Annotated in this window: 25 protein-coding genes and 2 tRNA genes; 4 read left to right on the top strand and 23 right to left on the bottom strand. The window is 36.0% G+C overall.

All coding sequences use genetic code 11. From position 1 onward, the window contains the following. Window positions 1-28 precede the first annotated feature (28 nt). The 21 genes from rpsM to ACXAHM_RS15530 form a co-directional block, all read right to left on the bottom strand. Window positions 29-397 carry a 30S ribosomal protein S13 gene (gene rpsM / locus ACXAHM_RS15430; protein ID WP_474961357.1) on the bottom strand — a complete coding sequence of 123 codons (369 nt, stop codon included), beginning with the start codon at window positions 395-397 and terminating at the stop codon, window positions 29-31. A gap of 64 nt (window positions 398-461) precedes the next feature. After that, a complete protein-coding gene (gene rpmJ / locus ACXAHM_RS15435) occupies window positions 462-578 on the bottom strand; it encodes a 50S ribosomal protein L36 (protein WP_082026427.1) in 117 nt (38 codons plus the stop codon). 223 nt (window positions 579-801) lie between these two features. After that, the gene (gene infA, locus ACXAHM_RS15440; RefSeq protein WP_044203105.1) at window positions 802-1,020 is read right to left on the bottom strand and encodes a translation initiation factor IF-1; all 219 of its coding nucleotides are present in this window, start codon (window positions 1,018-1,020) and stop codon (window positions 802-804) included. Window positions 1,021-1,031: 11 nt separating this feature from the next. Further along, window positions 1,032-1,805, bottom strand: coding sequence for a type I methionyl aminopeptidase (gene map / locus ACXAHM_RS15445; RefSeq protein WP_474961361.1), 774 nt, complete (start codon window positions 1,803-1,805; stop codon window positions 1,032-1,034). Continuing rightward, window positions 1,805-3,130, bottom strand: coding sequence for a preprotein translocase subunit SecY (gene secY, locus ACXAHM_RS15450; protein WP_474961363.1), 1,326 nt, complete (start codon window positions 3,128-3,130; stop codon window positions 1,805-1,807). The genes map and secY overlap by 1 nt, the downstream gene beginning before the upstream one ends. 6 nt (window positions 3,131-3,136) lie before the next feature. Then, window positions 3,137-3,586 (bottom strand): 50S ribosomal protein L15, encoded by a 450-nt coding sequence (gene rplO, locus ACXAHM_RS15455; RefSeq protein ID WP_474961365.1) that lies wholly within the window; start codon window positions 3,584-3,586, stop codon window positions 3,137-3,139. Window positions 3,587-3,645: 59 nt separating this feature from the next. Beyond that, a complete protein-coding gene (gene rpmD, locus ACXAHM_RS15460) occupies window positions 3,646-3,825 on the bottom strand; it encodes a 50S ribosomal protein L30 (RefSeq protein WP_044203100.1) in 180 nt (59 codons plus the stop codon). A gap of 19 nt (window positions 3,826-3,844) precedes the next feature. Then, on the bottom strand, window positions 3,845-4,360 hold the full coding sequence (gene rpsE, locus ACXAHM_RS15465; protein WP_044203098.1) for a 30S ribosomal protein S5: 516 nt from the start codon (window positions 4,358-4,360) through the stop codon (window positions 3,845-3,847). Between the two features lie 14 nt (window positions 4,361-4,374). After that, complete coding sequence (gene rplR / locus ACXAHM_RS15470) at window positions 4,375-4,728, bottom strand: 50S ribosomal protein L18 (RefSeq protein WP_474961370.1); 354 nt, start codon at window positions 4,726-4,728, stop codon at window positions 4,375-4,377. Window positions 4,729-4,733: 5 nt separating this feature from the next. After that, window positions 4,734-5,291: a 50S ribosomal protein L6 gene (gene rplF / locus ACXAHM_RS15475; protein WP_474961372.1), complete on the bottom strand. Its 558-nt coding sequence runs from the start codon at window positions 5,289-5,291 to the stop codon at window positions 4,734-4,736. 80 nt (window positions 5,292-5,371) lie between these two features. Next, a complete protein-coding gene (rpsH, locus tag ACXAHM_RS15480; protein ID WP_062619153.1) occupies window positions 5,372-5,770 on the bottom strand; it encodes a 30S ribosomal protein S8 in 399 nt (132 codons plus the stop codon). 55 nt (window positions 5,771-5,825) lie between these two features. Next, window positions 5,826-6,095 (bottom strand): 30S ribosomal protein S14, encoded by a 270-nt coding sequence (gene rpsN / locus ACXAHM_RS15485; protein ID WP_044203093.1) that lies wholly within the window; start codon window positions 6,093-6,095, stop codon window positions 5,826-5,828. A gap of 15 nt (window positions 6,096-6,110) precedes the next feature. Further along, complete coding sequence (rplE, locus tag ACXAHM_RS15490; RefSeq protein ID WP_474961376.1) at window positions 6,111-6,659, bottom strand: 50S ribosomal protein L5; 549 nt, start codon at window positions 6,657-6,659, stop codon at window positions 6,111-6,113. Further along, window positions 6,659-6,982, bottom strand: coding sequence for a 50S ribosomal protein L24 (rplX, locus tag ACXAHM_RS15495; RefSeq protein WP_474961378.1), 324 nt, complete (start codon window positions 6,980-6,982; stop codon window positions 6,659-6,661). Before rplX ends, rplE begins: the two co-directional genes overlap by 1 nt. Before the next feature lie 5 nt (window positions 6,983-6,987). Continuing rightward, on the bottom strand, window positions 6,988-7,356 hold the full coding sequence (rplN, locus tag ACXAHM_RS15500; RefSeq protein WP_044203087.1) for a 50S ribosomal protein L14: 369 nt from the start codon (window positions 7,354-7,356) through the stop codon (window positions 6,988-6,990). 72 nt (window positions 7,357-7,428) lie between these two features. Next, entirely contained in the window at window positions 7,429-7,683 is a 255-nt protein-coding gene (rpsQ, locus tag ACXAHM_RS15505) for a 30S ribosomal protein S17 (protein ID WP_044203085.1), read from the bottom strand. A 21-nt stretch (window positions 7,684-7,704) separates the two neighbouring features. Further along, window positions 7,705-8,037, bottom strand: a complete 333-nt coding sequence (gene rpmC, locus ACXAHM_RS15510; protein ID WP_474961381.1) for a 50S ribosomal protein L29 — start codon at window positions 8,035-8,037, stop codon at window positions 7,705-7,707. A 9-nt stretch (window positions 8,038-8,046) separates the two neighbouring features. After that, window positions 8,047-8,472: a 50S ribosomal protein L16 gene (rplP, locus tag ACXAHM_RS15515; protein ID WP_044203083.1), complete on the bottom strand. Its 426-nt coding sequence runs from the start codon at window positions 8,470-8,472 to the stop codon at window positions 8,047-8,049. Between the two features lie 353 nt (window positions 8,473-8,825). Further along, on the bottom strand, window positions 8,826-9,713 hold the full coding sequence (locus ACXAHM_RS15520) for an SdiA-regulated domain-containing protein (protein ID WP_474961384.1): 888 nt from the start codon (window positions 9,711-9,713) through the stop codon (window positions 8,826-8,828). Window positions 9,714-9,717: 4 nt separating this feature from the next. Continuing rightward, window positions 9,718-11,064: a hypothetical protein gene (locus ACXAHM_RS15525; protein ID WP_474961386.1), complete on the bottom strand. Its 1,347-nt coding sequence runs from the start codon at window positions 11,062-11,064 to the stop codon at window positions 9,718-9,720. A 58-nt stretch (window positions 11,065-11,122) separates the two neighbouring features. Then, window positions 11,123-11,605 (bottom strand): NADH-quinone oxidoreductase subunit A, encoded by a 483-nt coding sequence (locus ACXAHM_RS15530; protein WP_474961388.1) that lies wholly within the window; start codon window positions 11,603-11,605, stop codon window positions 11,123-11,125. Between the two features lie 83 nt (window positions 11,606-11,688). Between ACXAHM_RS15530 and sdaAA the strand changes: the two genes are divergently transcribed. Then, window positions 11,689-12,591, top strand: coding sequence for an L-serine ammonia-lyase, iron-sulfur-dependent, subunit alpha (gene sdaAA / locus ACXAHM_RS15535; RefSeq protein ID WP_474961390.1), 903 nt, complete (start codon window positions 11,689-11,691; stop codon window positions 12,589-12,591). A 71-nt stretch (window positions 12,592-12,662) separates the two neighbouring features. On the opposite strand, the gene ACXAHM_RS15540 is transcribed toward sdaAA, so the two are convergent. Continuing rightward, entirely contained in the window at window positions 12,663-12,830 is a 168-nt protein-coding gene (locus ACXAHM_RS15540; RefSeq protein WP_474961392.1) for a hypothetical protein, read from the bottom strand. Between the two features lie 108 nt (window positions 12,831-12,938). Beyond that, the gene (gene mazG / locus ACXAHM_RS15545; protein ID WP_474961394.1) at window positions 12,939-13,757 is read right to left on the bottom strand and encodes a nucleoside triphosphate pyrophosphohydrolase; all 819 of its coding nucleotides are present in this window, start codon (window positions 13,755-13,757) and stop codon (window positions 12,939-12,941) included. Window positions 13,758-13,869: 112 nt separating this feature from the next. On the opposite strand from mazG, the gene ACXAHM_RS15550 reads away from it, so the two are divergent. The 3 genes from ACXAHM_RS15550 to ACXAHM_RS15560 all read left to right on the top strand — a co-directional run bounded on the left by ACXAHM_RS15550 (window position 13,870) and on the right by ACXAHM_RS15560 (window position 14,842). Next, window positions 13,870-14,550, top strand: a complete 681-nt coding sequence (locus tag ACXAHM_RS15550) for a SprT-like domain-containing protein (protein WP_474961396.1) — start codon at window positions 13,870-13,872, stop codon at window positions 14,548-14,550. Window positions 14,551-14,659: 109 nt separating this feature from the next. Next, a tRNA-Phe gene (locus tag ACXAHM_RS15555) sits at window positions 14,660-14,732 on the top strand. A gap of 37 nt (window positions 14,733-14,769) precedes the next feature. Further along, window positions 14,770-14,842: transfer RNA gene (locus ACXAHM_RS15560), tRNA-Phe, on the top strand. The last annotated feature ends 18 nt before the right edge of the window (window positions 14,843-14,860 follow it).

Raw genomic sequence — 14,860 nt, forward strand, 5'->3', positions numbered from 1 at the left:
ATTGTTCAGCTAAACGCTAAAAACTAAATTATTTCTTCTTGTTTGCAACTGTCTTACGCTTACCCTTACGAGTACGTGAGTTGTTCTTGGTATGTTGACCACGAACTGGCAAACCTCTTCTGTGACGAAGACCTCTGTAACATCCGATATCCATTAAACGTTTGATGTTTAATTGAATTTCTGACTTTAACTCACCTTCGATTTTGTGACCTTCTGTAATAAGTTCACGAATCTTTTGTGATTCTTCGTCTGTCCAATCTTGAACTTTTTTATCCTCGCCTACTCCTGCTTCAGCAAGGATATCTGCCGCTGACGATCTACCAATTCCGAAGATGTAAGTTAATGCAATTACACCTCTCTTGTTATTTGGGATGTCAACACCTGCAATACGTGCCATGTTTTACTGTGAACGGTTACTTTGTAAAACTAAATTTTAACTATCGCTCTTTGTACTTAAAGAATTATCCTTGACGTTGTTTATGTCTAGGGTTTTTCTTGTTAATAACGTACAATTTGCCTTTGCGGCGGATGATCTTATCGTCCGCACTGCGTTTTTTGATAGAAGCTTTGACTTTCATTGCTCCAATTGTTTATAAAACGTAATAAATCCTTGATTAAAATGTCAAGGCACCCGAAAGTCGCCTATCCATGCTCAGTTTATCCATAAAAAAACATCACATGCACATAACCTACCTTCTTAAATGCAAAAATAGAGGGAATAATTCCCTTATTTTGTTACCGCATGTTAACCTAAATGAATAAAATTAAATGCGAGCGTGCAAAGATAGACATTTTTTTGAATTATTTATATCTATAAACAATTCTTCCTTTAGTAAGATCATAAGGTGACATTTCTAAACGCACTTTATCACCAGGGAGGATACGAATGTAATGCATACGCATTTTACCAGAAATATGTGCTATTACCTGGTGTCCATTCTTAAGCTCCACACGGAACATTGCATTAGAAAGTGCCTCTACGATCGTACCGTCTTGGGTAATGTTAGACTGTTTTGGCATTTGATATTGATTTAAAATGGATATACTTCCTCAATGTACTTGAACGTTGTCAACACTTCAGTTTTTCCATCAATGATAGCTACTGTGTGTTCATAATGAGCTGAGGGCTTACGATCTCTTGTACGAATTGTCCAACCGTCTCTCTCTTGAGTGATTGCTCTCGTCCCCATATTTATCATAGGTTCAATTGCTATAACTAATCCGTCCTTGATTTTTAATCCTCTTCCACGTTTGCCATAGTTAGGTACTTCAGGTTTTTCATGAAGGTTTTTACCTAAACCATGACCAACCAATTCTCTAACCACGCCATAACCATGCATTTCAGCATGCTGTTGTACAGCATAACTTATATCTCCAATTCTGTTATTGATTTTGCATTCATCAATTCCTTTTTGCAAGCACTCTTTAGTTACTTTCAAAAGTTTCATTGTTTCTGCATCTACTTCTCCTACAGGATAAGTATAGGCACTATCCGAATGATATCCATTTAAGAAAACACCACAATCTAATGATATGATGTCTCCATTTTTTAGGATATAATCAGAAGGTAAACCATGTACAATAACGTCATTTAAAGACATGCAAAGTGTACCGGGAAACCCCTTATAATTCAAGAATGAGGGGTGAGCCCCATTGTCCTGAATAAATTCTTGAGCGATTTTATCCAGAGCATTAAGGCTAACCCCTTCTTTAATATTTTTTGCGACCTCACCATGAGCTCTACCGAGTAAATCACCCGATTGACGCATAAGTTCGATCTCTTCTGCTGTCTTATAGTATACCATTAGACTGTTGCCACATTTTGGCGGCCTTTGATATTACCGGACTTCATCATTGTATCATAATTTTGCATTAGCAAGTATGATTCAATTTGTTGCAGTGTATCTAAGATCACACCCACCATAATGATTAATGAAGTACCTCCATAAAATCTAGAGAATGTTGAACTTACCCCTAACATACTTGCAAATGCAGGTAAAATAGCAACTACAGCTAAGTAAATTGCTGAAGGTAAAGTAATACGATCTAAGATCCAACTGATGAACTCAGAAGTCTCCTCACCTGGTTTCACGTTTGGAACAAATGCATTATTTCTTTTTAAATCTTCTGCCATTTGATCAGGATTGATCGTAATTGCAGTATAGAAATAAGTAAATAATAGAATCATTAATCCAAATGTTAAGTTATAAGCAAAAGATGTATAATCAGAGAAATTCTGCATTATCCATCTTGCTGTATCACTTTCATCTTGGAATGCTCCAGCGATCAATGAAGGAAGGAACATCAATGATTGGGCGAAAATAATAGGCATAACGTTCGCAGCATTCACTTTTAAAGGAATGTATGAACGTTGACCTGTAGCAAGCGTACGCTTTTTACCTCCAGCACCAACAACTTGACGAGCATATTGCACAGGTACTTTACGAACAGCAGCATTTAATAAAACAACTCCCATTACGATAAAGAATAGTGCAATTAATTCAGCAATTAAAAAGATCAAAGATGAACTTTGAGTTTTTACCTCCTGAACGATTGCAGTAGGGAAACTTGAAATAATACCGATCATGATCAGCATTGAAATACCGTTTCCAATTCCTTTCTCAGTGATTTTTTCACCAAGCCACATACAGAAAACTGTACCTGCAGTCAAAATAATCATTGCCGCAGGATAAAATAATGACTGGCTGATTACGATTGCCTCATTAGGAATAGTTGAATACAAGTATCCAGATCCTTGAGCAAGTGTAATCACGATCGTCAAAACACGCGTAATTTGGTTCATGCGTTTACGTCCTGACTCTCCTTCCTTCTGTAAACGTTGGAAGTAAGGTACAGCCATACCTAACAATTGGATCACAATTGATGCCGAAATGTAAGGCATAATACCAAGAGCAAAGATAGAAGCACGCGTAAATGCTCCACCTAAAAAGATGTTTAACATCCCCATAAGACCACCTGATGTTTCAGATAGTGCATTTGGATCTACTCCAGGAAGGACGATATACGACCCCAATCTAAAAATCGCTAGGAAACCCAGAGTAAATAGAATTCTATCTCTGAGCTCCTCGATTGAAAAAATGTTCTTCAGTGTCTTGACAAACTTATTCATAGCTTCTTACAATGTAATCGCTTTTCCGCCTGCTTTTTCGATTGCCTCTTTAGCAGATGCAGAGAAAGCGTTCGCCGAAATCTCTACTGTTGCAGTTAGCTCACCATTACCAAGAACTTTAACTTTACCGTTCTTAGCAACAACGCCTAACTCCACGAATGTCTCAAATGCGAAAGTAGTAATACCTTTCTCTGTAGCGATCTTTTGGATATCATCCAAGTTGATTACGCTATATTCAACTCTGAAAGGAGCTTTGAAGCCAAATTTAGGCACGCGGCGCTGTAATGGCATTTGACCTCCTTCGAAGCCAAACTTCTGGCTGTAACCAGAACGAGACTTAGCACCTTTGTGACCACGTGTTGACGTGCCACCACGGCCTGAGCCTTGTCCACGACCTACGCGCTTATTTTGGCGAACTTTACCGCCTTTCGCAGGACTTAGTGTATGCAGTTTCATGACTGTTTCCCAATTAATACCTTTAAAGTACTAATGCCTTGTGCAAAAGTACAAAGAATTTACAACTCTTCAACACTGATTAGGTGATCAACTGCCTTAACCATGCCAAGGATCTGTGGATTTACTTCTTTTTCCACAGTTTTGTTGATTTTTCCTAAACCAAGTGCTTTAATTGTGCGTTTTTGTCTTTCAGGACGACCGATCAACGATCTAACCTGAGTAATACGGATCTTTGCCATAACAGATTAAATTTATTGATTAGCCGTTAAAAACTTTGCTCAATTTCACGCCGCGTTGTTCCGCTACCATACGTGGATCACGCATTTTTAGTAACGCGTCGAAAGTTGCTTTAACCACGTTATGTGGGTTAGAAGAACCTTGCGACTTTGCCAATACGTCATGAACACCTGCTGACTCTAGTACTGCACGCATCGCACCACCTGCGATAACACCAGTACCTGCAGAAGCAGGTTTGATTAGCACGCGTCCGCCACCGAATTTACCTTTTTGAGGGTGTGGTACAGTACCTTTCAATACTGGAACCTTCATAAGGTTTTTCTTAGCGTCGTCGATGCCTTTAGTGATTGCATCAGTTACTTCGTTAGCTTTACCTAAACCATAACCTGCAACACCATCACCGTTACCTACAACTACGATAGCAGAAAAGCTGAAGCGTCTACCACCTTTTACTACTTTAGCAACACGCTTAATAGCAACAACTTTTTCTGTAAGTTCTAGATCGGCTGATTTTACTTTTGTTACGTTCTGTTTCATCTCTGACAACTTCTTTAGAATTTCAAACCACCTTCTCTAGCACCTTCTGCTAACGCTTTAACTTTACCGTGGTAAAGGTAACCGTTACGGTCAAATACGACCGTAGAGATACCAGCAGCTGTAGCTTTTTCAGCAACCTTTTTGCCTACTTCTGTAGCCAAAGCAATATTCGCAGATTTGCTATCAGCATTAATCTCACGAGAGCTTGTGGCAACAACAGTACGGCTGTTTAGGTCGTCGATCAACTGCACATAAATTGCAGTGTTACTCTTATATACAGAGAGTCTAGGACGTTCTGGCGTACCAGAAACTTTCTTACGAATGCCCCTTTTGATTCTCAGTCTTCTCAGATCTTTCTTAGTGGCCATACTTGTTATTTTTTACCAGCAGCTTTACCTGCTTTTCTTCTAATCTCTTCACCAACATACTTCACGCCTTTACCTTTATATGGTTCTGGCTTTCTGAATGAGCGAACTTTAGCAGCTACTTGTCCTACTAATTGCTTATCGATTCCCTCGATAGTAACTACAGGAGCTTTACCTTTAGCTGTTTCAGCACTCACCTTGATTTCCGCTGGAACTTGGAAAAGGATACGGTGTGAATAACCAAGATCAAGGTCTAATAATTGACCTTGTACCGATGCTTTAAAACCAACACCAATTAACTCTAATGACTTTTTATATCCTTCAGATACTCCAGTCACCATGTTTTGAGTTAAAGCTCTATAAAGACCGTGCATAGAGCGATGATCTTTATGATCTGATGGACGTACAAAACGTACTTCAGAACCTTCAACTTCAATATTGATGTCTTTGTTGATTTCCTGTTGTAATTCACCTTTAGGGCCTTTCACTACTAACACGTTAGCGTCAGTAACTTTCACCTCGACACCTGAAGGGATAGTAACAGGTTTTTTACCAATTCTTGACATGGTTTTTACTATTTAGGCTTAAGGCTTTCGACTATGGAAAGCGGTCAGCCAATTATTTAATAAAAGTATTTCTTCTACTCTTAGTATACGTAGCAAAGAATCTCTCCACCAACGTTTAATTCACGTGCTTCTTTGTCAGTCATTACACCTTTCGAAGTAGAAAGGATTGCAATACCTAAACCATTTAATACACGCGGCATGCTCTTAGCGTTAGCATACTTACGGAGACCTGGACGTGATACACGCTCTAGATCAACAACCGCAGGTTGCTTAGTTACTGGGTGGTATTTCAAAGCGATTTTGATTACGCCTTGTGTATTAACACCATCCTCAAACTTGTAGCCTTGAACGAAGCCTTTCTCATGCAGTACCTTAGTCATCTGCTTCTTGATATTAGAAGCAGGAACTTCTACGATACGCTTGTTAGCGCTAATCGCATTTCTAAGTCTCGTAAGGTAGTCCGCTATAGGATCTGTCATTGCCATTGCTTGCAAATATTTTTACAACACTAATGTTGTAGGTTCCTAAATTTAATTACCAGCTCGATTTTGTAACGCCTGGGATCTTACCTGCTGATGCCATTTCACGGAATGTAACACGTGAAATACCAAACTTACGCATGTAACCTTTTGGACGTCCAGTTAATTTACAACGATTGTGTAAACGAACTGGTGAAGAGTTCTTAGGAAGAGCATCTAAACCTTCCCAGTCACCTGCTTCTTTTAACGCTTTGCGTTTTGCTGCATACTTTGCAACAAGTCTTTCACGCTTACGTTCTCTCGCTTTTATCGCTTCTCTTGCCATAATTTCTCGTGTTTACTACTTTTTCTTAAAAGGCATTCCAAATAATTTCAGAAGCTCATATGCTTCTTCATCAGTGTTTGCAGAAGTAGTGAACGTAATGTCCATACCTGTCACTTTCTTTACTTGATCAATTTTGATCTCTGGGAAAATGATCTGCTCTTTCACACCTAAAGTGTAGTTACCGCGACCATCCAATTTATCTTTGATGCCTTGGAAGTCACGCTCACGAGGAATAGCAATTGTGATCAAACGATCTAAGAATTGATACATTCTGTCACCTCTTAATGTTACACGAGCACCGATTGGCATATCCTCACGTAATTTGAAGTTCGAGATTGATTTCTTAGACATCGTTGGAACTGCTTTTTGACCAGCGATAGTAGAAAGTTCTTCTACTGCGATGTCTACAAGTTTTTTATCTGCAACTGCCTCACCAACACCACGGTTGATAATAATTTTCTCCAATTTTGGAACTTGCATTACAGACTTGTAATTAAAACGTTCCTTTAATGCTGGAACGATTTCCTCCTGGTATTTGTCCTTTAATCTTGTCGCTGTAGCCATTAGTCGATAAATTTTCCAGTGTTCTTAGAATATCTTTTCAACTTACCGTTTTCGTCTTGCTTACGACCTACGCGAGTTGATTTTCCCGTTTCAGGATCGATTAACATGATGTTAGAAACGTGAATTGGTGCTTCTAATTTTTTCACACCGCCCTCTGGCTTTTCAGCTGTTGGTTTGATGTGCTTAGTAACCATATTCACACCTTCAACAGTGGCACGCTCCTTCTCACGATCGACATTTAGTACTACACCCTCTTGACCTTTATGGTTTCCAGAGATGATCGTTACTTTGTCGCCTTTTTTGATATGGAATTTTCTATTCATAACTCTTAGAGTACCTCAGGTGCTAACGAAACGATTTTCATAAATTGCTTCTCACGAAGCTCTCTTGCGACTGGTCCGAAGATACGAGTACCTCTTGGCTCGTCTTGCGGGTTTAATAAAACCGCTGCGTTATCTTCGAAACGAATGTAAGAACCGTCCTTTCTACGAACTTCTTTTTTTGTTCTTACAACAACCGCTTTAGATACAGTCCCTTTCTTAACGTTTGAAGAAGGGATAGCTGACTTCACAGAAACGACAATTTTGTCGCCTACAGAAGCGTAACGTTTTTTAGTACCGCCTAAAACGCGAATACATAAAACTTCTTTTGCTCCTGAGTTATCTGCTACTGACAGTCTTGATTCCTGTTGTATCATTCTCCTATCCTATTAAGGATTCTTTTTTTGGTGATTGTAAAAATTTAATTTTTCGATGGATAGAAAAAGGAATTACTTCGCTTTCTCTACGATCTCCACCAATCTCCAACGTTTACGCGCACTCATTGGGCGCGTCTCCATGATTCTAACGGTATCTCCGATACCTGCAGTGTTACTGTCGTCATGCGCCATAAATTTCTTAGTCGTCTTGATGAACTTACCGTACATCGGGTGCTTTTGACGTGTTTCCACTTGCACTGTGATTGACTTATCCATTTTGTCGCTTACAACGATTCCAGTACGCTGCTTTCTGAAGTTTCTTTCCATGATCCTCTTCTGTCAGGTATCTTAGTTGTTAACTTTCTCAATGGCTCTTAAGACCATCTTCTTGTTTACAGGCGCTAGGAACGTTGACTTTTGCAAGAACTCTGAGATAGTCTCACGAGTTACGTTCTCAGCTTTAACCTTTTCCTCCAACTCAACAGTCACTTTTGCGTGTAACTCAGTTTTTAAACGAGCTACTTGCTTTCTTAGTGAACTAAGTTGCATTGGGTTCTCCAATGGTGATACTGCATGAGCATAAGCTAAATCTTCTAATTGCTTCTGAGAAGTTTTGATATTCTCAGCTAGCTCTTCTGAAGACATTGCTTTCACCTGCTTTTTTAAATCTAGTGTTTTCATCTTCTAAGCTTATCCTACGTAGTCTGGTCGAACTACAAACTTCACTTTGATTGGGAGCTTTTGCGCAGCCAATCTCATTGACTCCTGAGCTCTCTCGATTGATACTCCATCAGATTCGAACAAGATTGTTCCGGCTTTCACTGGAGCAACCCAATAAGCAGGGGCACCTTTACCCTTACCCATACGTACTTCGGCTGGCTTTGAAGTAACTGGTTTGTCAGGGAAGATACGGATCCATACCTGACCTTCACGTTTCATCGCACGAGTCATCGCAATACGAGATGCCTCAATTTGACGAGCAGTGATCCAACCACCTTCAAGAGCTTTCAACCCAAAGCTACCGAAAGAAACGCTATGACCGCGTTGAGCGATACCATGGCTTCTACTTCTTTCTTTTTGTCTCTTTCTGAACTTGACTCTTTTTGGCTGTAACATTTTCGTTCTGTTATTTACCTACACACAGGAACCTCCTGTGATTTCTTATGCCTAAGTGCACAAACTACTCGGAGAACTTTAAGCGCAAATTGCTAAAATCCTTTTCTAACAGAATTAATATTTCTAATAGTCAAATAATTTAGGACTTGCGTTCATGTCTAATAATAAACGTAGTTTCCCGAGGTTTGGACTGCAAAAGTATAACACTTTTTTTTGTAATCCAAGTAGTTAGCGAAAATATCTACTTAAATTTAAAAACTTTTACACTTTCATAGTTTTACCTTGTGCTCCGTACACATCATCTAACACAAGGGTCATGAAAAAAGTTAAATTCAATTACATTTATTTAGATTTTAGAAGTCAATTGGCTTATCAAATATCAAAATAACAGGTAAATCACCTTTAATATTGTACTTATCTTTTGCAAAACTTGATACTTCAACACCATTATTATCCCAACCAATCCAAATTTGATCATTTTTTATCATTAAAGCTTCAGCCATTCCATATTTAGCTGGCTCATATAATTTTTCTCCTTTATAAGTGGTAGATTTCTTAAAACTGTAATGTTGTACAATCTTTTTAGTCTCCAAATCTATTTTTGCGATGCATTGTGCATTTCTTTCTAAACCATATAAATATCCATTGTAATAATATAGATCTGCGAAATCCTTTGAACAAGACTTTTTAAGGTCGTATTCATCTATTATTTTATTGGTCTTTAAGTCAACTTCAATAATTATCCTAGGATCTCGTTCTTTTGCTAAATAAAGAATATCCTCTTTTGTATTTATTGCCACTCCCTCAAAGCCTGCATTTTTCATCCATTTATTCCTTGGTAAGGATAAATTACTCCAGTCAATAGGTAATAGCTTTGTATTTTTAGTGCTTAAGTTGAGCGCATACACAGAATTATCAGCTTCATTAATAAGAATAACATTATCCTTATAATATGAGACACCTTCGAAATCATTATTATTTTTTATCAAAATATCAATTGCAGGAGTAACTGTCCAATTATCCTGATTCCAATTTAATTTATATATGAAATGATTTTCTTTTTTATCAGCAATAATATAGATAGAATCATTAAAAGTAGTCATTCCACTTAAATCAAATCTACCTTCGTAGTTTGTCATTTGTTTACATTCTTTCAACTCTAGATCTTTAATCCATTCTTGTTGAGCGAATAATGTCGTATTTATTGTCAGTGAAATTATTATTTGTAGTAGAGTTTTCAACTTTTTATTGAATTGAGTCTTGAACATATTGTAAAGCACCAATATCTGGCGGTGATAATCTTTCGTTACCTATTTGATCAATATTAATTCCTTCAATATCAATACCAGCGCTTCTTGCAGGACTATCTTCAGCTATTTGATAGTTATATGAATACGGAATTTTAAAATAAGGGTCTACATTTATCAAATTAGTTTCATCAAAGTCTGTACTTGTTGTTTTTATTATATTATGTACTACGCTTATTTCATCAACTCCTGAAGAAATAAGCATTTCATCATACAAACTGCCCCATACTATATTATTTTGGAAAGTTAAGTGGATCGTTTCATTATGAGGATTATCTTCTAATATTGACTCAAAAGCAATTGATGGTTTCTCTCTAAAGTAGCCCGTATTTTCATTAACTATTGTATTAAAAATGAAATTACAAACACCACCAGAAGCATGTGCATATGCATAATCTATTGTATGACTAATTGTACTATTAATTACAGACACATCAGCACCTATTACACTTACTCCTACAAGAGAAATATTTTCTATAGTTGAATTTTCAATAGTAAGATCGATATCATTATCATTATCAGGGTGATAAATATACAACCCAAAACTAGCATTTTTTAAATATGTGCCAATTATCATATTGTTATTACTGAGAGAATCGAAAATTATGCCTCCCCATTGTCCAGGTGAATCATAATAGTTACCATCTGTACGAATACTCTCTAATCGAATTGAATCTACAGTAGTACCCATCAGTTTGAGAGAACCACTTACTTGTATTTTTGCTTCATTATCAAAGATTATACTTGCACCAGCTTCTACTGTTAAGGAAGAAGATTGTGATATATATAAGGAGTCAATAATTACGTATGGTCTTTCTTTCCCCCAATATACATCACCTAAAACAACACTACTACTTGAAACATAGTAAGGATCTTGAGCAAAAGCATTTAAAATAACTTCTTGTCGATTTCCATTAGTGTAAAAGTTAACTGCTCCAGAATATTCTCTAATATCATCTTCATTTTCATATGGAATATTTGCTTCTGTAAAAACAACCATACTATCTCCACCTCTTAGAAAAGTATCTTCGACTCTATCTGATGCTTGTCCATTGATCAATACATTATAAATATTATTAGGATCCGAAAGTGCTATTTCAGAAATATTTACAGCATTTTCACTTGTATTATAAACTGTAAATCTCTTTGTAATACTTTTCATATCAATACCTTCGTCTTCTTTTGATGTAAATAAGGTATCAAAGAATACGGTATCTTGACTGAAAGTTAAAGTCAAGTTTGGATCGGTAGATAAAATTTCATCTTGAGGATCACAAGAGCTCAATAAAAAAATAGATCCAATAAATATGTAAAAAAATAGATGAATAAATCTCAAACTAATATTATTTAGTGTATTGCTTATTAAAATTATCGTAAAGATCTTTCTTAAAACCTTTAGGAGTAGACTTATTTTGAATATTTGTTGGTTTCACCCAATCTAGAAATCCTTTTTTCCAAACGTATATCAAGCCAACAATTAAAATTCCAACAAAAAGAAAAATTTCCACTAATGCAAACCATCCCCATATTCCATTTGTAGCTTCAATTTTATCAGCATCTCCAAAAATTGTTGCCCAAGGAAATAAAAATAGTATTTCGACTTCAAATAAGAGAAAAATCAGAGCAATAATATAAAATCGTATATTAAAACCTCCCCATGCTGAACCAATTGGGTCTTCCCCACTTTCGTAAGTTGTTAATTTTTCTACTCCTGGTCTATTTGGACGCACTAAGCTTGCTGTAAATAAACCGCCGAATACAAAAATAACACCTACAATGATAAATAAAGCTATATTTCCGAAGTCTGTTAGGATTTGATTGTCCATAAAAGTAGAAAAATCGATGTTGAATTATTTCTTTTTTATAAATTTCGGTATAAAAATACTAACCATATAAACACAATCATAACATGGCTGTACTTTTTGAGACATTTTTAGAATGGAAAGAGTATTGTAACAAGAAAAATGTACCTCTTTACCAACCTGTTCTTGATTATGAAATCAGAGAAAAAGAAAGAACAAAAGAGGAAATTCAAGTTGCATTGAAAAATGCTTTTTTTGTAATGAAAGACGCTGTAAAAACAGGGTTAAATGAAGACATGACATCTAGATCAGGAATGATTGAAAATGGAGGTAAGAAGGTAATGAAAACTCCTATTAATGTACTGTCTGAGGAGTTTAAGCTTTTAGTTGCGAGAGCTCTTGCTGCAAAAGAAGTAAATTCTTGTATGGGTAGAGTTGTTGCCGCTCCAACTGCGGGTGCTTCTGGAATTCTTCCTGGTGTATTGGTAACATTACAGGAATTACATGATATTGAAGATGATAAAATTTATGAAGGTCTTCTTATCGCTGCTGGTATTGCATTAATAATGGAAAAAAAATCTGGTATTGCAGGTGCAGTTGGAGGTTGTCAGGCTGAAACAGGTACTGCTGCAGCTATGGCTTCTGGTGCAATTGTATATTGCCTAGGTGGTGATATAGACATGATTTTTAATGCTGTAGCAATTACTACTCAATGCATGCTTGGGCTTGTTTGTGACCCAGTTGCAGGATTAGTGGAAGTTCCTTGTGTCGTAAGAAATGCAAGTGCTGCGGCAATTGCTAATTCATCTGCTCAAATTGCTTTAGCTAATGTGAGTGGAGTAATTCCTGTAGATGAATGCGTAGATGCTATGGGAGAAGTAGGGCAAAGCATGGAAGATCGTTACAAAGAAACTGCATTAGGTGGTTTAGCTGCTACTCCAACAGGAAAAAGTATCTCCAAAAAAGTCTTGATCTCTGATATTGACATCATAGACTCTAGTGAAGAATAGATAAAATTTAAGGATGTTTATTTCTTTCAATAGATAGAATAAACATCCTTAGGTAAATAAATTCTTAGGATCTACAGGATATAACCTTGGAATTTTTTATTCAATTCCATCTTATTTCTAACTTTTTCTTCTTCAGTAAAAAGTTCTAGGTTTTTGATAGCAGTCTCGAACTGATCAGCGTAATTCTTATATTTTGTAGTATGAGAGTTGCTTTTTTTCTTAAAGTTAAAAGTTACCATATCATCAATTTTAACGGAAACAATTTGAGATTTTAAAACCTTATATTGTTTAGATAAAGCTTTTGTATTGATGAGACAATTAACTAAAAAAGGTAGACAAAAATTTTCTTATTTTTTTTCATTTTTTTTACTTTCTTCCCAAAGTTTATCCATTTGCTCTAGAGACAACTCATCAAAAGACACTCCTATTTCACTCATTTTCAGTTCCATCTCATTAAATCTTTGTATGAATTTTTTATTTGTTTTTTCTAAAGCATCTGACGGATTTATTTTTAAGAATCTAGCATAATTAATCATTGAGAACATTACATCACCAAATTCATCTTCTATTTTTTCTAAATTATCAGCTCCTTTATCGTGAGCAATTACTTCATCTTGTAGCTCGATGATTTCCTCCTCCACTTTTTTGAATACATCTTCTTTATTATCCCATTCAAAACCAACTCCTGCAGATTTATCTTGAATTCTTAATGCTTTCACAATTGCAGGCAGAGATTTAGGAACACCTCCCAATACTGTCTTTTTCTTGTTCCCTTTTTCCTTCAATTTAATTAATTCCCAATTTTTGCTAACTTCATCTGCGTCTTGCACCTCAACATCTCCATATATATGTGGATGTCTTACAATCAGTTTCTCACAGATTGAATCAATAACTTCTGTAATTGTAAAATCATTTGTTTCTGAACCTATTTTTGCATAAAAAACTAAATGAAGCAATACATCTCCCATTTCTTTTTTTATTTCTTGTTTATCATCCTCTAAAATAGCATCAGATAACTCATAAACTTCTTCAATCGTTAGATGTCTCAAAGATTCTAAGGTTTGTTTCTTATCCCATGGACATTTCTCCCTTAAATCATCCATTATATCTAATAATCTTTTAAAAGCTCTTAATCTTTCATCTTGAATATTTAAATCTCCTTTCATGTTTTTTTGCTTTTATTTCAAAAGTTTCGGTTTAATATTGTCAATTAGAAACACATTATTGTACTAATCAAGTAAAAGTTGAATAAAGAAATCAGAAATCGATAAATTCTATATGAAAAATAAAATAGCAAATACTCAAAATCAGTCAATGACCCATACAGAAATTACGGAACGTTTGTCTAAATACACAACTCCGGAAGCTGCTTCGATTTTTGCCCAATGGATATTGAAATATCAGATTTATGTTACAATAAAAGGTGGAAGAAAAACTATCAATGGTGATTATAGACCTCCACAAAGAGGTCATGGTCATAAAATTAGTATTAATGCTAATCTAAACCCCTATCAATTTATTATCACTTTTACACATGAAGTTGCACATCTTATTACATGGGATAAATTCCAGAATAGCGTTGCTCCACATGGAAAAGAGTGGAAAACGAATTTTGGTCAGTTATTAGATTTTCTTTTAAAAGAGAAGATTTTTCCAAATAACTTAATCGTAGAGGTTGAATCACATAAATTAAACCCTTCTGCTTCCAGTGGAAATGATATTCAGTTGAAAAAAGCTTTGGCATTATATGACTCTGAAGTTGATGATTCTTTACTATATTTAGACGATTTGGTAGATGGTGATGAGTTTTCAATGGAAGATGGTCGAATTTTTATTAGAAATAAGAAACTAAGGAAATATTACCTTTGCACAGAAAAATCATCAGGCAAGCAATTTAGAATCAACTCCTTAGCTAAAGTACAACTTCAAGATGGCTACGATCACGATAAAGCCTGTTAACTACTGTTTAATTAAAATTTAAATTTTCTTCGTCAGATAGTTTGATTTAAAATACTTTTTCCCCACTTTTGCATCGCTTTAAGCAAAAAAGGTACTTTTATAGCTACCTGGTGATGTAGCTCAGTTGGTAGAGCATCGGACTGAAAATCCGTGTGTCGGCGGTTCGAATCCGCCCATCACCACAAGTCTAAGGTTAAACAAGACTATAAATTGTTTCCCGGTGATGTAGCTCAGTTGGTAGAGCATCGGACTGAAAATCCGTGTGTCGGCGGTTCGAATCCGCCCATCACCACAAGTCTAAGGTTAAACA

Source organism: Flammeovirga sp. AWQ4_249 (assembly GCF_056161045.1).

Coding starts and splice junctions, on each gene's coding strand:
- rpsM (WP_474961357.1), bottom strand. CDS start 397: ATGGCACGTATTGCAGGTGTTGACATCCCAAATAACAAGAGAGGTGTA.
- rpmJ (WP_082026427.1), bottom strand. CDS start 578: ATGAAAGTCAAAGCTTCTATCAAAAAACGCAGTGCGGACGATAAGATC.
- infA (WP_044203105.1), bottom strand. CDS start 1,020: ATGCCAAAACAGTCTAACATTACCCAAGACGGTACGATCGTAGAGGCA.
- map (WP_474961361.1), bottom strand. CDS start 1,805: ATGGTATACTATAAGACAGCAGAAGAGATCGAACTTATGCGTCAATCG.
- secY (WP_474961363.1), bottom strand. CDS start 3,130: ATGAATAAGTTTGTCAAGACACTGAAGAACATTTTTTCAATCGAGGAG.
- rplO (WP_474961365.1), bottom strand. CDS start 3,586: ATGAAACTGCATACACTAAGTCCTGCGAAAGGCGGTAAAGTTCGCCAA.
- rpmD (WP_044203100.1), bottom strand. CDS start 3,825: ATGGCAAAGATCCGTATTACTCAGGTTAGATCGTTGATCGGTCGTCCT.
- rpsE (WP_044203098.1), bottom strand. CDS start 4,360: ATGAAACAGAACGTAACAAAAGTAAAATCAGCCGATCTAGAACTTACA.
- rplR (WP_474961370.1), bottom strand. CDS start 4,728: ATGGCCACTAAGAAAGATCTGAGAAGACTGAGAATCAAAAGGGGCATT.
- rplF (WP_474961372.1), bottom strand. CDS start 5,291: ATGTCAAGAATTGGTAAAAAACCTGTTACTATCCCTTCAGGTGTCGAG.
- rpsH (WP_062619153.1), bottom strand. CDS start 5,770: ATGACAGATCCTATAGCGGACTACCTTACGAGACTTAGAAATGCGATT.
- rpsN (WP_044203093.1), bottom strand. CDS start 6,095: ATGGCAAGAGAAGCGATAAAAGCGAGAGAACGTAAGCGTGAAAGACTT.
- rplE (WP_474961376.1), bottom strand. CDS start 6,659: ATGGCTACAGCGACAAGATTAAAGGACAAATACCAGGAGGAAATCGTT.
- rplX (WP_474961378.1), bottom strand. CDS start 6,982: ATGAATAGAAAATTCCATATCAAAAAAGGCGACAAAGTAACGATCATC.
- rplN (WP_044203087.1), bottom strand. CDS start 7,356: ATGATACAACAGGAATCAAGACTGTCAGTAGCAGATAACTCAGGAGCA.
- rpsQ (WP_044203085.1), bottom strand. CDS start 7,683: ATGGAAAGAAACTTCAGAAAGCAGCGTACTGGAATCGTTGTAAGCGAC.
- rpmC (WP_474961381.1), bottom strand. CDS start 8,037: ATGAAAACACTAGATTTAAAAAAGCAGGTGAAAGCAATGTCTTCAGAA.
- rplP (WP_044203083.1), bottom strand. CDS start 8,472: ATGTTACAGCCAAAAAGAGTCAAGTTCAGAAAGAGACAAAAAGAAAGA.
- ACXAHM_RS15530 (WP_474961388.1), bottom strand. CDS start 11,605: ATGGACAATCAAATCCTAACAGACTTCGGAAATATAGCTTTATTTATC.
- sdaAA (WP_474961390.1), top strand. CDS start 11,689: ATGGCTGTACTTTTTGAGACATTTTTAGAATGGAAAGAGTATTGTAAC.
- ACXAHM_RS15540 (WP_474961392.1), bottom strand. CDS start 12,830: ATGGTAACTTTTAACTTTAAGAAAAAAAGCAACTCTCATACTACAAAA.
- mazG (WP_474961394.1), bottom strand. CDS start 13,757: ATGAAAGGAGATTTAAATATTCAAGATGAAAGATTAAGAGCTTTTAAA.
- ACXAHM_RS15550 (WP_474961396.1), top strand. CDS start 13,870: ATGAAAAATAAAATAGCAAATACTCAAAATCAGTCAATGACCCATACA.